Source organism: Chitinophaga caeni (assembly GCF_002557795.1).
In the GTDB taxonomy this organism is placed as follows: domain Bacteria; phylum Bacteroidota; class Bacteroidia; order Chitinophagales; family Chitinophagaceae; genus Chitinophaga; species Chitinophaga caeni.
On record NZ_CP023777.1, the window covers coordinates 4,087,802 to 4,103,329 of the forward strand.

At 43.0% G+C, this 15,528-nt stretch carries 14 protein-coding genes; 11 read left to right on the forward strand and 3 right to left on the reverse strand.

The window, feature by feature from the left end; all coding sequences use genetic code 11:
- Positions 1 to 591 (reverse strand): DinB family protein, encoded by a 591-nt coding sequence (locus COR50_RS17080; protein WP_098195111.1) that lies wholly within the window; start codon positions 589 to 591, stop codon positions 1 to 3.
- Positions 592 to 647: 56 nt separating this feature from the next.
- Complete coding sequence (locus COR50_RS17085) at positions 648 to 1,169, reverse strand: Crp/Fnr family transcriptional regulator (RefSeq protein WP_098195112.1); 522 nt, start codon at positions 1,167 to 1,169, stop codon at positions 648 to 650.
- 92 nt (positions 1,170 to 1,261) lie between these two features.
- Between COR50_RS17085 and COR50_RS17090 the strand changes: the two genes are divergently transcribed.
- The gene (locus COR50_RS17090) at positions 1,262 to 2,488 is read left to right on the forward strand and encodes a multiheme c-type cytochrome (protein WP_157760942.1); all 1,227 of its coding nucleotides are present in this window, start codon (positions 1,262 to 1,264) and stop codon (positions 2,486 to 2,488) included.
- A 94-nt stretch (positions 2,489 to 2,582) separates the two neighbouring features.
- Positions 2,583 to 2,789, forward strand: coding sequence for a dodecin family protein (locus COR50_RS17095; RefSeq protein ID WP_098196298.1), 207 nt, complete (start codon positions 2,583 to 2,585; stop codon positions 2,787 to 2,789).
- Between the two features lie 80 nt (positions 2,790 to 2,869).
- Here COR50_RS17095 and COR50_RS17100 read toward each other — a convergent pair whose 3' ends face one another.
- Positions 2,870 to 3,367: a hypothetical protein gene (locus COR50_RS17100; RefSeq protein ID WP_098195114.1), complete on the reverse strand. Its 498-nt coding sequence runs from the start codon at positions 3,365 to 3,367 to the stop codon at positions 2,870 to 2,872.
- Positions 3,368 to 3,783: 416 nt separating this feature from the next.
- Between COR50_RS17100 and COR50_RS17105 the strand changes: the two genes are divergently transcribed.
- The 9 genes from COR50_RS17105 to COR50_RS17145 all read left to right on the forward strand — a co-directional run bounded on the left by COR50_RS17105 (position 3,784) and on the right by COR50_RS17145 (position 15,520).
- Positions 3,784 to 4,335, forward strand: a complete 552-nt coding sequence (locus COR50_RS17105; protein ID WP_098195115.1) for a dihydrofolate reductase family protein — start codon at positions 3,784 to 3,786, stop codon at positions 4,333 to 4,335.
- A 410-nt stretch (positions 4,336 to 4,745) separates the two neighbouring features.
- Positions 4,746 to 7,022 carry a catalase/peroxidase HPI gene (gene katG, locus COR50_RS17110; protein WP_098195116.1) on the forward strand — a complete coding sequence of 759 codons (2,277 nt, stop codon included), beginning with the start codon at positions 4,746 to 4,748 and terminating at the stop codon, positions 7,020 to 7,022.
- 142 nt (positions 7,023 to 7,164) lie between these two features.
- Positions 7,165 to 8,511, forward strand: coding sequence for a sigma-54-dependent transcriptional regulator (locus COR50_RS17115; protein ID WP_098195117.1), 1,347 nt, complete (start codon positions 7,165 to 7,167; stop codon positions 8,509 to 8,511).
- A gap of 358 nt (positions 8,512 to 8,869) precedes the next feature.
- Positions 8,870 to 8,947, forward strand: coding sequence for a potassium-transporting ATPase subunit F (locus COR50_RS22775; protein WP_098196299.1), 78 nt, complete (start codon positions 8,870 to 8,872; stop codon positions 8,945 to 8,947).
- 34 nt (positions 8,948 to 8,981) lie between these two features.
- Positions 8,982 to 10,682, forward strand: coding sequence for a potassium-transporting ATPase subunit KdpA (kdpA, locus tag COR50_RS17125; protein ID WP_098195118.1), 1,701 nt, complete (start codon positions 8,982 to 8,984; stop codon positions 10,680 to 10,682).
- Between the two features lie 10 nt (positions 10,683 to 10,692).
- Positions 10,693 to 12,735, forward strand: a complete 2,043-nt coding sequence (kdpB, locus tag COR50_RS17130) for a potassium-transporting ATPase subunit KdpB (protein ID WP_098195119.1) — start codon at positions 10,693 to 10,695, stop codon at positions 12,733 to 12,735.
- Positions 12,736 to 12,746: 11 nt separating this feature from the next.
- Positions 12,747 to 13,298 (forward strand): K(+)-transporting ATPase subunit C, encoded by a 552-nt coding sequence (locus COR50_RS17135; RefSeq protein ID WP_098195120.1) that lies wholly within the window; start codon positions 12,747 to 12,749, stop codon positions 13,296 to 13,298.
- An 18-nt stretch (positions 13,299 to 13,316) separates the two neighbouring features.
- Positions 13,317 to 14,396, forward strand: a complete 1,080-nt coding sequence (locus tag COR50_RS17140; protein WP_098195121.1) for a porin — start codon at positions 13,317 to 13,319, stop codon at positions 14,394 to 14,396.
- A complete protein-coding gene (locus tag COR50_RS17145; RefSeq protein ID WP_098195122.1) occupies positions 14,396 to 15,520 on the forward strand; it encodes a histidine kinase in 1,125 nt (374 codons plus the stop codon). The genes COR50_RS17140 and COR50_RS17145 overlap by 1 nt, the downstream gene beginning before the upstream one ends.
- Positions 15,521 to 15,528: the final 8 nt, after the last annotated feature.

Here is a 15,528-nt window from a genome sequence, read left to right on the forward strand (position 1 = left end):
TCAACTTGTTTCGTATACGGGTTCGGAAGTTTGGGTTCTATAACTTGCCAATACAGCTCGCGCCTGCTGTAGGTGCCTGGTTTCGTGGTAAATTACCACCCGGAATGTATCGCCCAATTTCAGCTTGATCCATTTAGAAATACTGATTGCCGTTTTAGTGCGGTTCCAATCAACACCCTCCGCTTGATCCAACAGGTCCAGTAGTTGCTCTTGCTGCTGTATAAATATTGTTATTACACCGGTAGAGAGATTAGTATGTAAAGGATTCATTGATTTAAAAGTTGACATCTTCTTCATCTTCTCGCCCGGTAACATCATCTTGGCGAAGTAATCGCCCAACAAGCCGGGTTTAAAATAAATACCGCCACCTCCTTTTTTAGCCGCTGCACGGATTTGGCGGTCAAGTTCCGGGATATAAAAGTCGCCGTAACGGTTTAGATGTTCCAAGCATTCCAAGATACTCCAAGCGCCGGAATGTTGCCTCCATTGCAAGATTTCGGGTTGTAGAAGACGGAATTGTTCGATTACGGCTAAGCATTGTTGGACTTGTTGCTTCAACGCTGATATCAAGGTAGCTTTCAAGATTTTCATATCAATAACTTTATTACAAAATTCGGAAGAACTTTTTCCCGAAGCATTGATCTATATCAAGATTTTTTGAGCCGGGAGAGTGTTTCGGGGCTCATGCCCAGGTAATTGGCAATATAGCGGTGGGGCACTTCCTGGAATAACTTGGGGCTACGTTTCAAGACCCTTTCATAGCGTTTTGCCGCGCTCAAGGTCAGGATATCCTTTTCCCTTTCCAGCTGTTGTAGTACAAGGTTTTCCAATATACCTGTCCAGGCTTGGCGATAGTCTTTACGCGATTGCAAACAGCTCATAAAATCGGGCTTCGATATTTTCCTGATACCCGATTTCTTGATCGTTTGAATATAATAATCCGTGGGGCAACCGCTGATAAAACTATCAAGTGGCACCACCAGATCGTTTTTATACCCGAACCGGATAATTTGTTCTTCTTCATCCATCACGAATACCTTGACCGTTCCGGATTCGATATAAAATATATCCGTTGCATGTTGCCCGGCCTTACAGAGATATTCATTCCTTTCCAGGGTATGCATCTGCTGCATAATATTGGCGGACTTTAAAATCGATAAAATATCCATATTTATATAAATGTAATGAAAGTCTTTTTGAATTAAATTAACCTCTCATACTTTCGTCCTTTTTGTATATTTGATAGATGCTTACCACGGTTATGAAAAAACGTCAACTCTTAATTATTGGATGTATTGTAGGGTGTATCATCTTGTTGTCGAGATGCGTCGGGGATCGCCCGGAAGAAAAATCATTACGTGGACCAGGCTATGCAGCAGTGGAAAGTTGCCAAGGTTGCCATGCCGATGTATACCGGGATTACTTGCAAACAGCGCATTTCCTAACATCGGCCATAGCGGATCAACAATCTGTAAAGGGCAGTTTTAACGCGCCCAATAATGTATTCCACTTCCCTAACCAAGTAGAAGTGAGGATGGAAGAGAAAGCCGGGCGCTTATTCCAAAACATTTATCAAGCGGGGCGAGAAAAGGAAAGTTTACCATTTGATATAAGTTTCGGCTCCGGCCGTAAAGCCCAAACTTTCCTTTATTGGAAAAACCAACAATATTTCCAATTGCCCATCTCCTATTTTGTTCCTGCCGCAAGCTGGGTGAATAGCCCGAACTTCCCGGCAGATCATCCTAAAATAGACCGGGTGATCCCTAGTACTTGCTTCGGTTGCCATTCCAGCCAAGTTGGTATGGCCGGGGTTCGCCAAGAGGGTTTTGAGCAGACGGAGTTATTTAATCATAACCAAATTATCGCCGGGATTGACTGCCAAAGATGCCATGGCCCGGCCGCGGCGCATGTTAACTTTCATACGGAACATCCAGGGGAAAAGGCGGCTCATTTTATGCAAAAGATTAGCGCACTGAACAGGACACAGCAAGTAGATATGTGCGCGCAGTGCCATTCGGGATTAAAACCGTTAAAAAAATCCATTTTTAATTTCCAACCCGGCGATAGCCTCAACAATTTCAGGATCCCCATTCCACCGATGCCGGGAAAGCAAAACGAGATGGATGTTCATGGTAACCAATTTCAATTATTACAAGCCAGTCAATGCTATATAGCTAGCCGGGAGCTTACCTGTAATAGTTGTCACGATCCGCATAAAAAAGAAAGAGACCAGCTCGCCTTGCTGGCTAACCGCTGTTTGGATTGCCATAAAAATGAGCATCCGGCCGGGGGAAATTTAGCGGGAGCAGATAAAAACTTCCTTGTAAAAAATTGCATCGATTGCCATATGCCTTTAGAAGCATCGAGGGTTATCACCCTACTTGAAAGCGGGGAAGAAAAACCAACACCGGATTATATTAGAACACACTTAATTAAAATTTACCCGGCAGCATCCGAAAAGATACTTCAAAAATTAATGAAGCAATAAGGTAGCAAATTAAACTGCCAGGCAACAATTCATGGTTGAAATTGTAGTAAGGATAGGAATTACACACTATTTTATCAATTTAAAAAAATTAACCATGAGCATTGTTAAAGTAATAGAAGTAATAGCATCTTCGGAAAAAGGATTTGAAGATGCCGTTAAAGGTGCCGTAGCAGAAGTATCAAAAACAGTAAAAAATATTGATTCCGTGTATGTTAAGGATATGAAAGTGCATGTAAAAGACGGGCAGATAAGCTCTTACGGCGTTATTTGCAAAGTTGCTTTCCGCGTTGAACACGGGTGATACTTTTGAATTTTCCCCGTTGAAAATATTTAAGAATACCCTTGCATCGCTGCGGGGGTATTTTTATTGCAGGAGGGATATTAATCCCTCAACCACTTAGCCATCGAAGGATAAACCGGTAAGCCGAGTTTCCCTGCCTGGGAAAGTTCTGCCGACATCCCGAACCATTGCAAAATCGGTACCCCGAAATACTGGCCGTTATCAAAATTATGCATCAAATTACTCCCCTCTCCTTTGTAGCCGCTTTCATGAAAGACGAAGCTTGAGGGCAGGCCCAGGTGCTTACAAGCTGCATACGACCAAGCAATGGCAGCCATTTCTTCAGCTGCCGCAGTTGGTCTTGAACCTATTTCTTCTCCGCGGATAACATTTCGTTCTGAAGCTTCCAGGCAAGCAAGGTGACCAGCTTCATGAAGGATATCACCCGGGTATTTCAATTTCTGCAAATCCACGTAAATATTACCACGTTCAATATGTAAACCGGGAAGGAAAGTATCATCTCCTAAGTCCTTAAACACCACATTTATACCTATTTGCCTGATAAAATTTACGGCGATCTCAAGATTATTATTCAACATATATCCACAAATATAATATTTGTTATAATCTACATCTAGCAAAATGGGTACTGATCCTGAAAATTCAGGATTTCGAACAGCCCGGGAATTAAACTCCGTGTTTTAACACTTAGCACTTTTATATAGAATAACCTTTAGTCCCCTTTCTTTTCAACTTTATTTGGGGAAACAAATCAAGCAGGCATCCATCGAAAACTTGGCCATGGATCAAGTATCCCCTATTAGAATTATAAAGTATTCCATTCTTCATTCGTTCACGAATTTTTAGGGATTGATGGATTTCAGGGATCTTATTATTTTTGATTGTTTATATTGGGTTGTGGTAGGTGCAATTTTGCTGGTCCAGGTTACTGGGTTAGATAGGTCGCGATTTACACAATTTTTGATTTTTATTTTTGTTTGGAAATTAGACATCTATGAGAAAGATCGTGTTGGATTTAGCAACCACTTTAGATGGTTTTATTGAAGGACCAAACGGGGAAGTTGATTGGTGTATCATGGATGATGACATGTCTTTCGATGAATTCTTGGATTCTGTAGATACCATTTTTTACGGGAGGGTAAGTTATGATGCCTGGGGAAATTTCCACCCGGATGCCGGTTCTAATTTAACTGAACTTGCGCTGTGGAAAGCCGTTCACAGTAAGCGCAAGATCGTTTTTTCATCGCGGGAGCGGGAAGATGCAAATGCCGAATTTATTACGGCAGATTTAATTACGAATGTAAAAAAAATTCAATCCCAAGAAGGTAAAGATATTTGGCTCTACGGTGGCGCTAAACTTATTGAAACCTTTATTAAAAATAACCTTATCGATACTTACAGGATATCTGTTCACCCGTTAGCTCTCGGGAAGGGAAAAGCTTTATTTGGAGATTTAACCAAGGTATTGCCGTTAAAATTGGTAGGTACAAAAACATTTAAATCCGGCGTCGTTCAATTAATATACGAAAGGGCCGCTAAAGAATAACAACCTCTATCATAAAGCCCGATTACATAACCTCGCATAGTTTTTTGCCGCCTGCTATTGATCTCATTTAGGCAGCCGCTTTTTGTTGTTAATAATCCCCTTTCTGCATGAAATCATTTCCCTGTAATAGCGAGTAAGAACTATTGCCCGGGTAGTCATTACATCTTAACAATATCATAATTGGCTATATGGGGAAATTTACCGAAATTAATATACCACGATAAGGGAATGCTGGCTCAATTAATCATTGACCATAACTTATTTTCAAATCAACCTTACCCATCAAATAGGTTTTACTTATAAGAAGATAAAATCTATTGATTTAATCTATTTAATTAAAAGCCTATTTTTATCCCCGTGCAACCTAAATGTACAGGCAAGTGTTTAGTTAATACTTTAAACTTATAAAAATGGAAAAAGAATCTAAGGATCTCAGTAAATGCCCGTTTCATAACGGAAGTATGAAACATAACGTCGGCGGTGGCGGCACCAGGAACCGTGATTGGTGGCCCAACCAATTAAGGTTAGGCATCCTTCGTCAAAACTCTTCCCTATCTAACCCGATGGAAAAAGATTTCAACTATGCCGAAGCCTTTAAAACCCTCGACCTGGAAGCTGTAAAAAAGGATTTACATGCACTGATGACCGATTCTCAAGATTGGTGGCCTGCTGATTTTGGTCATTACGGGCCATTATTTATCCGGATGGCATGGCACAGCGCCGGAACTTACCGCGTGAGTGATGGTCGCGGTGGCGCCGGTGCAGGGCAGCAAAGGTTTGCACCACTGAATAGCTGGCCGGATAATGTGAGCCTGGATAAAGCGAGGAGATTATTATGGCCTATCAAACAAAAATATGGCAGCAAATTATCTTGGGCAGACTTGTTGATATTAACGGGTAATATAGCATTAGAATCCATGGGATTCAAGACTTTCGGCTTTGCCGGCGGACGTGAAGATGTATGGGAAGCTGATGAATCCGTTTACTGGGGAGCTGAAACAACTTGGCTAGGCGGTGATATCCGCTATGCACATGGCTCGGAAGGTGTTGAAGAAAATCACGGGGTACTGGTTTCAGATGATGATGCCGATGGAAAAGAACATTCCCGCAACCTGGAGCAACCTTTGGCAGCCGTGCAAATGGGATTGATTTATGTCAACCCGGAAGGCCCGGATGGCAATCCTGATCCTATTGCAGCGGCTAAAGACATCCGCGACACCTTCGGCCGGATGGCCATGAACGATGAAGAAACCGTGGCTTTAATTGCAGGCGGACATAGTTTCGGCAAGACGCATGGCGCTGCGCCCGCTACGAATGTAGGTGCAGAACCGGAAGCAGCCGGAATTGAATCCCAAGGCTTGGGCTGGAGTAATAGTTTTGGATCCGGGAAAGGAGCCGACACGATCACCAGTGGATTAGAAGTAATTTGGACTAAAACCCCTACCAAGTGGAGCAATAATTTCTTTGAAAACCTCTTCGGCTTTGAATGGGAGTTAACAAAAAGTCCCGCCGGCGCCCATCAATGGGTTGCTAAGGATGCGGACAATATCATCCCCGATGCATATGATAGCAATAAGAAACACCGGCCCACGATGTTGACAACCGATTTGTCCTTACGTTTTGACCCGGTATATGAAAAGATATCGAGGCATTTCATGGAAAATCCCGATGCATTCGCGGATGCATTCGCCAGGGCATGGTTCAAATTAACTCACCGCGATATGGGCCCTAAAGCCCGTTACCTCGGACCTGATGTACCGGAAGAGGAATTAATTTGGCAAGACCCGATCCCGGCCGTAGATCACGAATTAATAAACGGAGACGACATCGCATCGTTAAAAGCAAAAATTCTCGCCACGGGTTTGAGCGTATCCGAATTAGTTTCCACAGCTTGGGCATCAGCCTCGACATACCGTAATACCGACAAACGCGGTGGAGCTAACGGCGCACGCATACGCCTGGCTCCGCAAAAGGATTGGATCGTGAATAATCCGCCGCAACTACAGAAAGTGTTATCCAAACTGGAAGGCATTCAAAAAGAGTTCAACGGATCACAAAAAGGTGGCAAAAAAGTTTCATTGGCCGATTTGATCGTCTTAGCAGGCGCAGCAGCAATTGAAAAAGCAGCCAAAGATGGTGGACATGATATCTCCGTACCATTTACAGCAGGACGCATGGATGCTTCGCAAGCGCAAACAGATGTTGAATCTATCGCTTTCTTAGAACCCTTAGCTGATGGAATGCGTAATTACCGTCACTCCAGGATCCCGGTTTCAACAGAAGAATTATTGGTTGACAAAGCTCAATTACTAGGATTAACCGCACCTGAATTAACAGTATTAGTAGGCGGCATGCGCGTACTGGATACAAACTTTGACGGCTCTAAACATGGTGTATTTACTGCACGTCCAGGGGTATTGAGCAATGATTTCTTCGTAAACCTGCTCGATATGAATACAGCTTGGAAAGCGTTGTCGGAGGATAAAGAATTGTATGGTGGCTCCGATCGCGCAACGGGAAATGCTAAATGGACGGCGACCCGTGCAGACTTGGTATTCGGTTCTAATTCCGAATTAAGGGCTGTTGCAGAAGTTTATGGATGCAGCGATGCCGCCGGAAAATTTGTAAAAGATTTTGTTGTTGCATGGAATAAAATCATGAACGCAGACCGTTTTGAATTAGCATAGTTATAGAATTAATTAAACGATCTTAATATGTAAAGATCCGGTGTAGATAGCAGTCTCACCGGATCTTTTTTTGTTGCCAGCCGTATCATCCCATCCACCCGTTACTTGAATAATACATATCTTTACCGCATAATAACTAGTTATGGGAAAAGTTCTCATTATAGATGATGAGGTTAAGATCAGGACATTATTAGCCAGGATTATCGCGCTGGAAGGCTTCGAAGTCATCGAAGCTGCCGATGGTAAGTCCGGCATGAGAAAGTTAGAAAACTCGGAAATTGATGTAGTTATTTGCGATGTAAAACTCCCCGACTTCAATGGTGTAGAACTTACTAAAGCGATCAAACAGCAGTACCCGGTAATAGAAGTTATCTTGCTAACAGCCTATGGTAATATCGCGGATGGTGTGCAAGCCATCAAGAACGGCGCGTTCGATTATATTACGAAGGGTGATGATAATAACAAGATCATCCCGCTACTCCATAAAGCTTTAGAGAAAAGTAAATTAACCAAGCGGGTATTACAACTGGAGCAACGCTTAAATAAAAAATATTCATTCGATAATATTATCGGCACATCAAAAGCTATCCAGGAAGCTATCGATAATGCGAGGAAAGTAGCACAAACGGATGCGACCGTATTATTAACAGGCGAAACCGGTACCGGTAAAGAAGTATTTGCCGAATCGATTCATAACGCCAGCGCCAGGCATAAAAATAATTTCGTAGCCATCAACTGCGCCGCTTTTAGCAAAGAGCTCCTGGAGAATGAATTATTCGGGCATAAAGCCGGGGCATTCACCGGGGCTACGAAAGATAGTAAAGGGATTTTTGAAGAAGCGCACCAAGGCACCGTTTTCCTCGATGAGATCGGTGAAATGCCACTTGACCTGCAAGCCAAATTGCTAAGGGTTTTAGAAAGCGGCGAGTTTCTCAAGGTTGGTGACAATAAGGCTACCAAGGTCGATGTCCGTATCGTGGCGGCAACCAACAGGGATCTGCAAAACGAAATAATTTCCGGCAATTTCAGGGAAGATCTTTATTACAGGATTGCCGTTTTCCAAATCAAATTACCCTCCCTGCGCGAGCGCATCCAGGACATAGAAACACTCGCCACGTATTTCCTGAAAATATTTGCCAATAAAACGAACAAACGTATTACCAGTATATCAAAAGCATATATAGAAGCGCTAAAAAAGCACCATTGGAAAGGAAATATAAGGGAACTTAAAAATGTATTGGAACGCAGCGTCATCCTTACGGACGGTACAGAACTTGACACCGGGAGCCTACCTACAGAACTTAGGAGCACGAACCCGGAAGATGCAGATGGCAAATCACCGTCAAGCTTTGAATTAGCGAACGCTGAAAAATTACATATCCAGAAAGTACTCAATTATACCGGGGGTAATAAAACGGAGTCGGCACGCTTACTCAATATTGCATTAACTACCCTGTACCGTAAAATAGATGAATACAAATTGAAATAAACCCTTTCAAAACGCTAGTGCAAACCCTTTCATTTTGAAAGGGTTTTTTATTTCCAACAGGTCCATTAAAAAGCCAAAACGTAACCCCACAAAGCATTTCAAACCACATTACTCCTAATGGAATGCCAATTGCCTTACCTGTGTAGATCAAAACTATTTATCGATGCAAAAAAGAATTCGAAAAGCCAAGGGCATATTAAGTCCATGGACTTTACTCATGACAGTTTACACGGGGATAATCATCGCCGGACTTATTTACAGGTGTTTAAATCATTAACAACATGACAATCTTACTGGTAACTATAGGCATATTATTCTTTGTATTCTTTACCTGGACAATTAAAAAGTTTGAAAAATTATGATCCTTCTTTTCATAATAGCCATATCCATATTTCTATACATGGCATATGTGCTCATTAAACCGGAAAAATTTTAGACTAAATCAATAAACATATTAAAGCATTCGAAAAATGAATTCTGAAATTCTTGGAATAATGCTTATGTATGCCCTGGTAATTGCTTTAGCAATTCCTTTAGGCAAATACATCGGCAAAGTATTCAACCATGAAAAAACATGGTTGGATAAAATTTTCAATCCCATAGACAAATGTTTTTACAAGCTTTCTGGTATTGACCCGTTCCGCGAGATGAATTGGAAGCAACACCTATATGCCTTATTGGCAATCAATCTCGTGTGGTTCCTCATCTCGATGTTTGTGCTAACAAATATGGGTTGGTTACCATTGAACCCCGACGGCAATCCTTCTATGAGCCCCGATCTAGCTTTTAATACCACGGTTAGTTTTGTTACGAATACAAACTTGCAACACTACTCGGGCGAAAGCGGGCTTTCATATTTCGGTCAATTGACATTAATGCTATGGCAATTTATTAGCGCAGCCAGCGGGATCGCTATTGCTGCCGCGGTGTTCTTTGCCATGCGCGAAAAATCGGCCGCGAAGATGGGAAACTTCCATTTCCTGTTCGTGAGAACCTGTACGAGGATATTATTCCCGGTAGCCCTAGTTGTAGCATTGCTATTAGTATTCAACGGCACCCCGATGACCTTTTCCGGGCAGGATCATATTACTTCCTTGCAAGGAGAGAGCATCCATGTTAGTCGCGGGCCCGTGGCGGCATTCGTAGCGATCAAGCAATTGGGAACGAACGGCGGCGGATTTTTCGGTGTTAATTCAGCGCACCCGCTAGAAAATCCAAATTACTTTACCAATATCCTTGAAACGGTTTCCCTCTTCCTGCTACCGATAGCAATGCTGTTCGCGATGGGGTATATATTGAAGAGAAAGAAATTGGCATGGACAATATTCGGAGTAATGAGTATAGGATTTCTATGCTTATTGATCCCGACAGTTGTCAACGAAATGAACGGCAACCCGGCTATCAGTCACCTGGGAATCAACCAGCAACTGGGAAGTATGGAAGGTAAAGAGATCCGGTTCGGATCAGCGGCATCAGCATATTGGGCCATTAATACCACCTGTACCAGCAATGGTTCCGTAAATGCTATGCATGATAGCCTCACGCCCTTATCGGGAATGAACGCGATGCTGGGAATGATGATTAACTGTTTTTATGGCGGTGTGGGCGTTGGTTTCCTCAATTTTTATGTATTTATCATACTCGCGGTATTTATCAGCGGCTTGATGGTTGGGCGGACACCGGAATTTCTGGGTAAAAAAATCGAGGCCAAGGAAATGAAGATCGCCATGATCATCGCCCTATTACATCCATTCCTGATCTTATCGGGCACGGCACTCTCCAGTTACTTATATCTACAGCATCCCGAAACTTACGCCTCCTGGTTAAATAATCCTGGACACCATGGATTTTCGGAAATGCTATATGAATTTACTTCATCCAGTGCCAACAATGGTAGCGGGTTTGAAGGTTTGGGAGATAATACTCCATTCTGGAATATCAGCTGCGGCATCGTGATGCTCCTGGCACGCTACTTACCGATTATTGGACCGGTAGCAATAGCGGGAAGCCTGGCAAGCAAAAAGTACATCCCGGCCAGCTCCGGCACACTTAGAACGGATACAGCCACCTTCGGCATGATCGTTTTTGCAGTTATTATGATCGTTGCGGCCTTATCCTTTTTCCCGGCATTAACGCTTGGGCCGTTATCCGAATACTTTACACTTTATTAATTAGACCTTCATGAAACATACGACAAAAAATAAATTATTAGACGCCAAGCTATTGAAAGAAGCATTCATTCAATCCATCCTAAAACTGAACCCGGTAAAGATGGCTAGAAACCCCGTGATGTTTACCGTATGGGTGGGTACCTTGATCATGATCGGCGTTTGTATTTGGATAGCAGGCGGAGAAGTCCACCAGGGAAGCCTTCCATATAACCTAACGGTTACCTTTACCCTATTCCTAACGATACTATTCGCCAATTTCGCAGAAGCTATAGCAGAAGCCCGCGGAAAAGCACAGGCAGACAGCCTGAGGAAAACCAGGGAAGATACGCCTGCAAAGAAAATTCAATTACTCGGTGATGTATTCCTAAACGAGATACACATGGTACCTTCTTCCGAACTGAAAAAAGGTGACCTATTTATTTGCGAAGCCGGGGATATGGTTCCAGCAGACGGGGAAATAATAGAAGGATTAGCAACAATCGACGAAAGCGCTATTACGGGCGAAAGCGCCCCCGTGATTAGGGAAGCCGGCGGCGACAAAAGCAGCGTAACCGGCGGCACGAAAGTACTTTCCGATACGATTAAGGTCAGGGTAAGCGCGGCGCCGGGAGAAAGTTTCCTCGATAAAATGATTGCTTTGGTTGAAGGAGCCAGCAGGCAAAAAAGCCCTAATGAAATTGCGTTGACAATATTACTAGCAGGTTTTACGCTCGTTTTCATCATCGTGACGGTCACGCTCCATCCATTCGCAAGGTATGCAAACACGAACATCCCGATTGCTGCATTCATCGCATTATTCGTTTGCTTGATACCGACGACGATCGGCGGGTTACTTTCCGCTATCGGTATCGCGGGAATGGACAGGGCCTTAAGGGCCAATGTAATTACCAAGAGCGGCAAAGCGGTAGAAACGGCGGGAGATGTAGACGTGCTCTTGCTCGATAAAACAGGAACTATTACGATCGGTAACCGTAAAGCAACACATTTTCACCCGGCGGACGGTATTGATGAGAAATATTTTGTTAATGCCGTGGTATTGGCTTCTATGTTTGATGAGACACCCGAAGGAAAATCGATCGTGGAACTAGCCGGGATAGCCCCACATTCATTGGGAGTAGAGCATGCAACAGCCATACCATTTACGGCGGAGACCAGGACATCCGGTATCAATTTCGGTAAAATCCGTATACGGAAAGGAGCTACTGACGCCATCAGGAAACTGGTAGAGAAAGCCGGGCAAGAATTTCCTGCCGATGTAGATAACCGCGTTAAAGCAATTTCTAGTAACGGCGGCACTCCCCTTGTATTGGCAGAAAATGAAATCGTTCTTGGCGTAGTGGAGCTTCAGGATATTATCAAACCTGGTATACAGGAACGGTTTCAAAGATTACATAAAATGGGCATCAGGACCGTGATGGTAACGGGCGATAACCCGCTAACCGCGCAATACATTGCTACGAAAGCCGGCGTAGATGATTTCATCGCGGAAGCTAGGCCCGAAGATAAAATGCTCTACATTAAAAACGAACAGGCCGAAGGGCGCCTGGTGGCCATGATGGGCGATGGCACCAACGATGCTCCCGCATTGGCACAAGCAGATGTCGGCGTAGCCATGAATAGCGGTACCCAAGCTGCAAAAGAAGCAGGTAACATGGTAGATCTCGACAATGATCCAACGAAATTAATCGAGGTTGTAGAAATCGGGAAACAGTTATTGATGACCCGGGGTACATTAACAACATTTAGTATTGCCAATGATGTTGCCAAGTATTTCGCCATAGTACCGGCACTATTTATTGCGTCTATTCCCGCGTTGAACAGGTTAAATATCATGCAGCTACATTCACCTGAAACCGCTATTCTTTCTGCCGTAATTTTCAATGCGATCATCATTCCATTACTGATCCCCCTTGCATTAAAAGGCGTCACCTATAAACCGATCGGCGCTAGCGCTTTATTAAGGAGAAACCTTTTCATTTACGGTCTTGGTGGTGTACTGGTTCCATTTATCGGGATCAAGTTAATTGACATACTGGTTTCTTTATTCTTTTAAACTGACTCAACATGAAAGCAAATATTTTTTCATCAATAAAACTCACCTTGCTTTGCCTGGTCTTTTTTTCAGGTCTCTATACTTTGATAGTATATGGAGCTGCCACATTAGCTCCCGGCCAAGGTGAAGGACGAACAATTACATATCAAAACAAGAAATATTATACAAACGTAGGGCAACATTTTACCTCGGAACAATATTTCTGGTCCAGGCCATCCGCGGTAGACTATAATGCAGCCGGCTCCGGCGGCAGCAATAAAGGGCCTTCAAACCCCGGATACCTCGAAACCGTTGCTGCCAGGATAGATACATTCTTAAAATACAACCCGGGCATAGAAAGGTCAGAAATTCCGGCAGACCTGGTCACTGCAAGCGGGAGCGGTTTGGATCCGCATATATCAGAGCAGGCAGCTAAAGTACAAATAAAGAGAATCGCACATGCGCGTGGCATCGCGGAAGACGATGTACGCAAAGTAGTGGATAACGTTCTCGAAAGACCTTGGTTCGGTAAAGGACACCTAAACGTATTAAAAGCAAACATAGCGCTGGATCAAATCAAATAACACGGAAATCATTCATAGATGAAAAAGTATTTAACTATATTATTACTGGTAGTATTTTCAAACAAACTAGCGGCACAATCGCCTGGCAAAGAACCTAAAATTCATTGGACTGCATACTTAGAAACCTATTATGCATATGACTTTGGCAAACCTTCTAATCACGAGAAGCCAAGTTTCCTTTATTCATTCAACCGGCATAATGAAGTCAATCTAAACCTTGGCTTATTGAAAGCCTCTTATGCCGATGAACGTAGCCGGGCTAATATCGCGATCGGCGCAGGAACGTACATGAACGCGAATCTTGCTGCCGAACCGGGCGTTTTAAAAAATATTTACGAAGCCAATGCAGGGGTTAAAATTTCCAAGAACAAAAACCTTTGGGTAGATGCCGGGATTTTTTCTTCCCATATCGGTTTTGAAAGCGCCATCGGTAAAGATTGCTGGACTTTGACCAGGAGTATATTGGCCGAAAACTCCCCCTACTATGAAAGCGGTGTAAAAGTTTCTTATAATAGCAACAATGGTAAATGGTTTATCAGCGGCTTATTGCTCAACGGCTGGCAAAGAATTTACAGGATCGATGGCAACAATACGCCTGCATTCGGTCACCAGGTTAGCTTTATGCCCAACGATAAAATCACCCTGAACAGCAGTTCCTTTATCGGCAATGACCAAGCAGATAGCAGTAAGTTGATGCGCTATTTCCACAATTTTTACGCGGTATTTCAGCTCGATGAAAACTGGGGAATCATTACCGGGTTCGATATCGGTTTACAGCAACAAACGAAGGGCAGTAAGCGTTACAACAATTGGTATGCTCCTGTATTGATCTGCCAATATAAACCGGTAGAAAAGATGCACCTTGCAGCTAGGGCTGAATACTATCACGATCCCAATAGCGTGATCGTTAGTTCCAGTGATATAAACGGTTGCCAGGTGTGGTCATTTTCGTTGAATTACGACTATCTAATCACGAAAAATATCCTCTGGCGGATAGAAGGGCGAACATTTTCAAGTAAAGGGGATTTTTTTCAGAAAGAAGGGAGCCCATCCAGCAATAATAATCAATTGATCACCTCTTTAGCAATTTCGTTTTAATGCCTACTAATGAAAATAGTAATAAAGCATTTCTTGACTTGATTAAAAAATCGAGAAGGGGAAAATTTAAAGTTTACATCGGCATGAGTGCAGGTGTTGGAAAAACCTACAGGATGCTGCAAGAAGCACATGCATTGCTAAAAAACGGGATAGATGTAAAGATCGGTTTTATCGAAACACATAACCGTTCCGAAACACATGTTCTACTGGAAGGGTTGCCAATCATTCCCCGGCGTAAATTGTATTATAAAGGGAAAGCTTTAGAGGAATTAGATGTCCAGGCCGTAATTAACTTACGGCCTGAAGTTGTTATTATCGACGAATTGGCACATAGCAATATAGAAGGCAGTAAGCATAAAAAAAGATGGCAGGATGTAAATGAAATTCTTGATGCCGGCATTAATGTAATCAGCGCGGTGAACATACAACATATAGAAAGTTTAAACGAGGACATCAAGGAAATTACCGGGATAGAAGTGCAGGAACGGATACCCGACAGTGTCATTTCCCAGGCAGATGAAGTCGTTAATATTGACCTTACTGCCGACGATCTATTAGAAAGGTTGAAAGCCGGCAAAATATATCAACCGGCCAAGATAGAAACAGCCTTAAATAATTTCTTTAAAACAGAACATTTGCTCCAGTTGAGAGAACTGGCGCTAAAAGAAGTGGCTTCGCATGTAGAACGCAAGGTTGAAAATACGACCAACCGCTATGCCAGCCAAAGACAGGAGCGCTTTCTCGCTTGTATCAGCTCGAATGAGAAAACAGCTAAAACGGTCATTCGTAAAACTGCCCGGCTGGCAAATTATTACCATAGTAAATGGTTCGTTTTATATGTTCAAACACCGCAAGAAATGCCCGATAAAATTGCCCTTGATAAACAACGTTTCCTGATAAACCATTTCAAACTGGCCACGGAACTGGGAGCAGAAATCATCAAGATTCAAAACAACAGCATCCATAAGGCTATCCTGGAGCAATGTGAAGAAAGACAAATAACAACGGTTTGTATCGGGAAGCCGCATTTAAACTTATTACACGTAATTTTGTCGACAGGGGTCTTTAACGAATTGCTGAGGAAACTGTCCGAAAATGATATCGATCTCGTGATTTTGAGCTAAAAAAATAG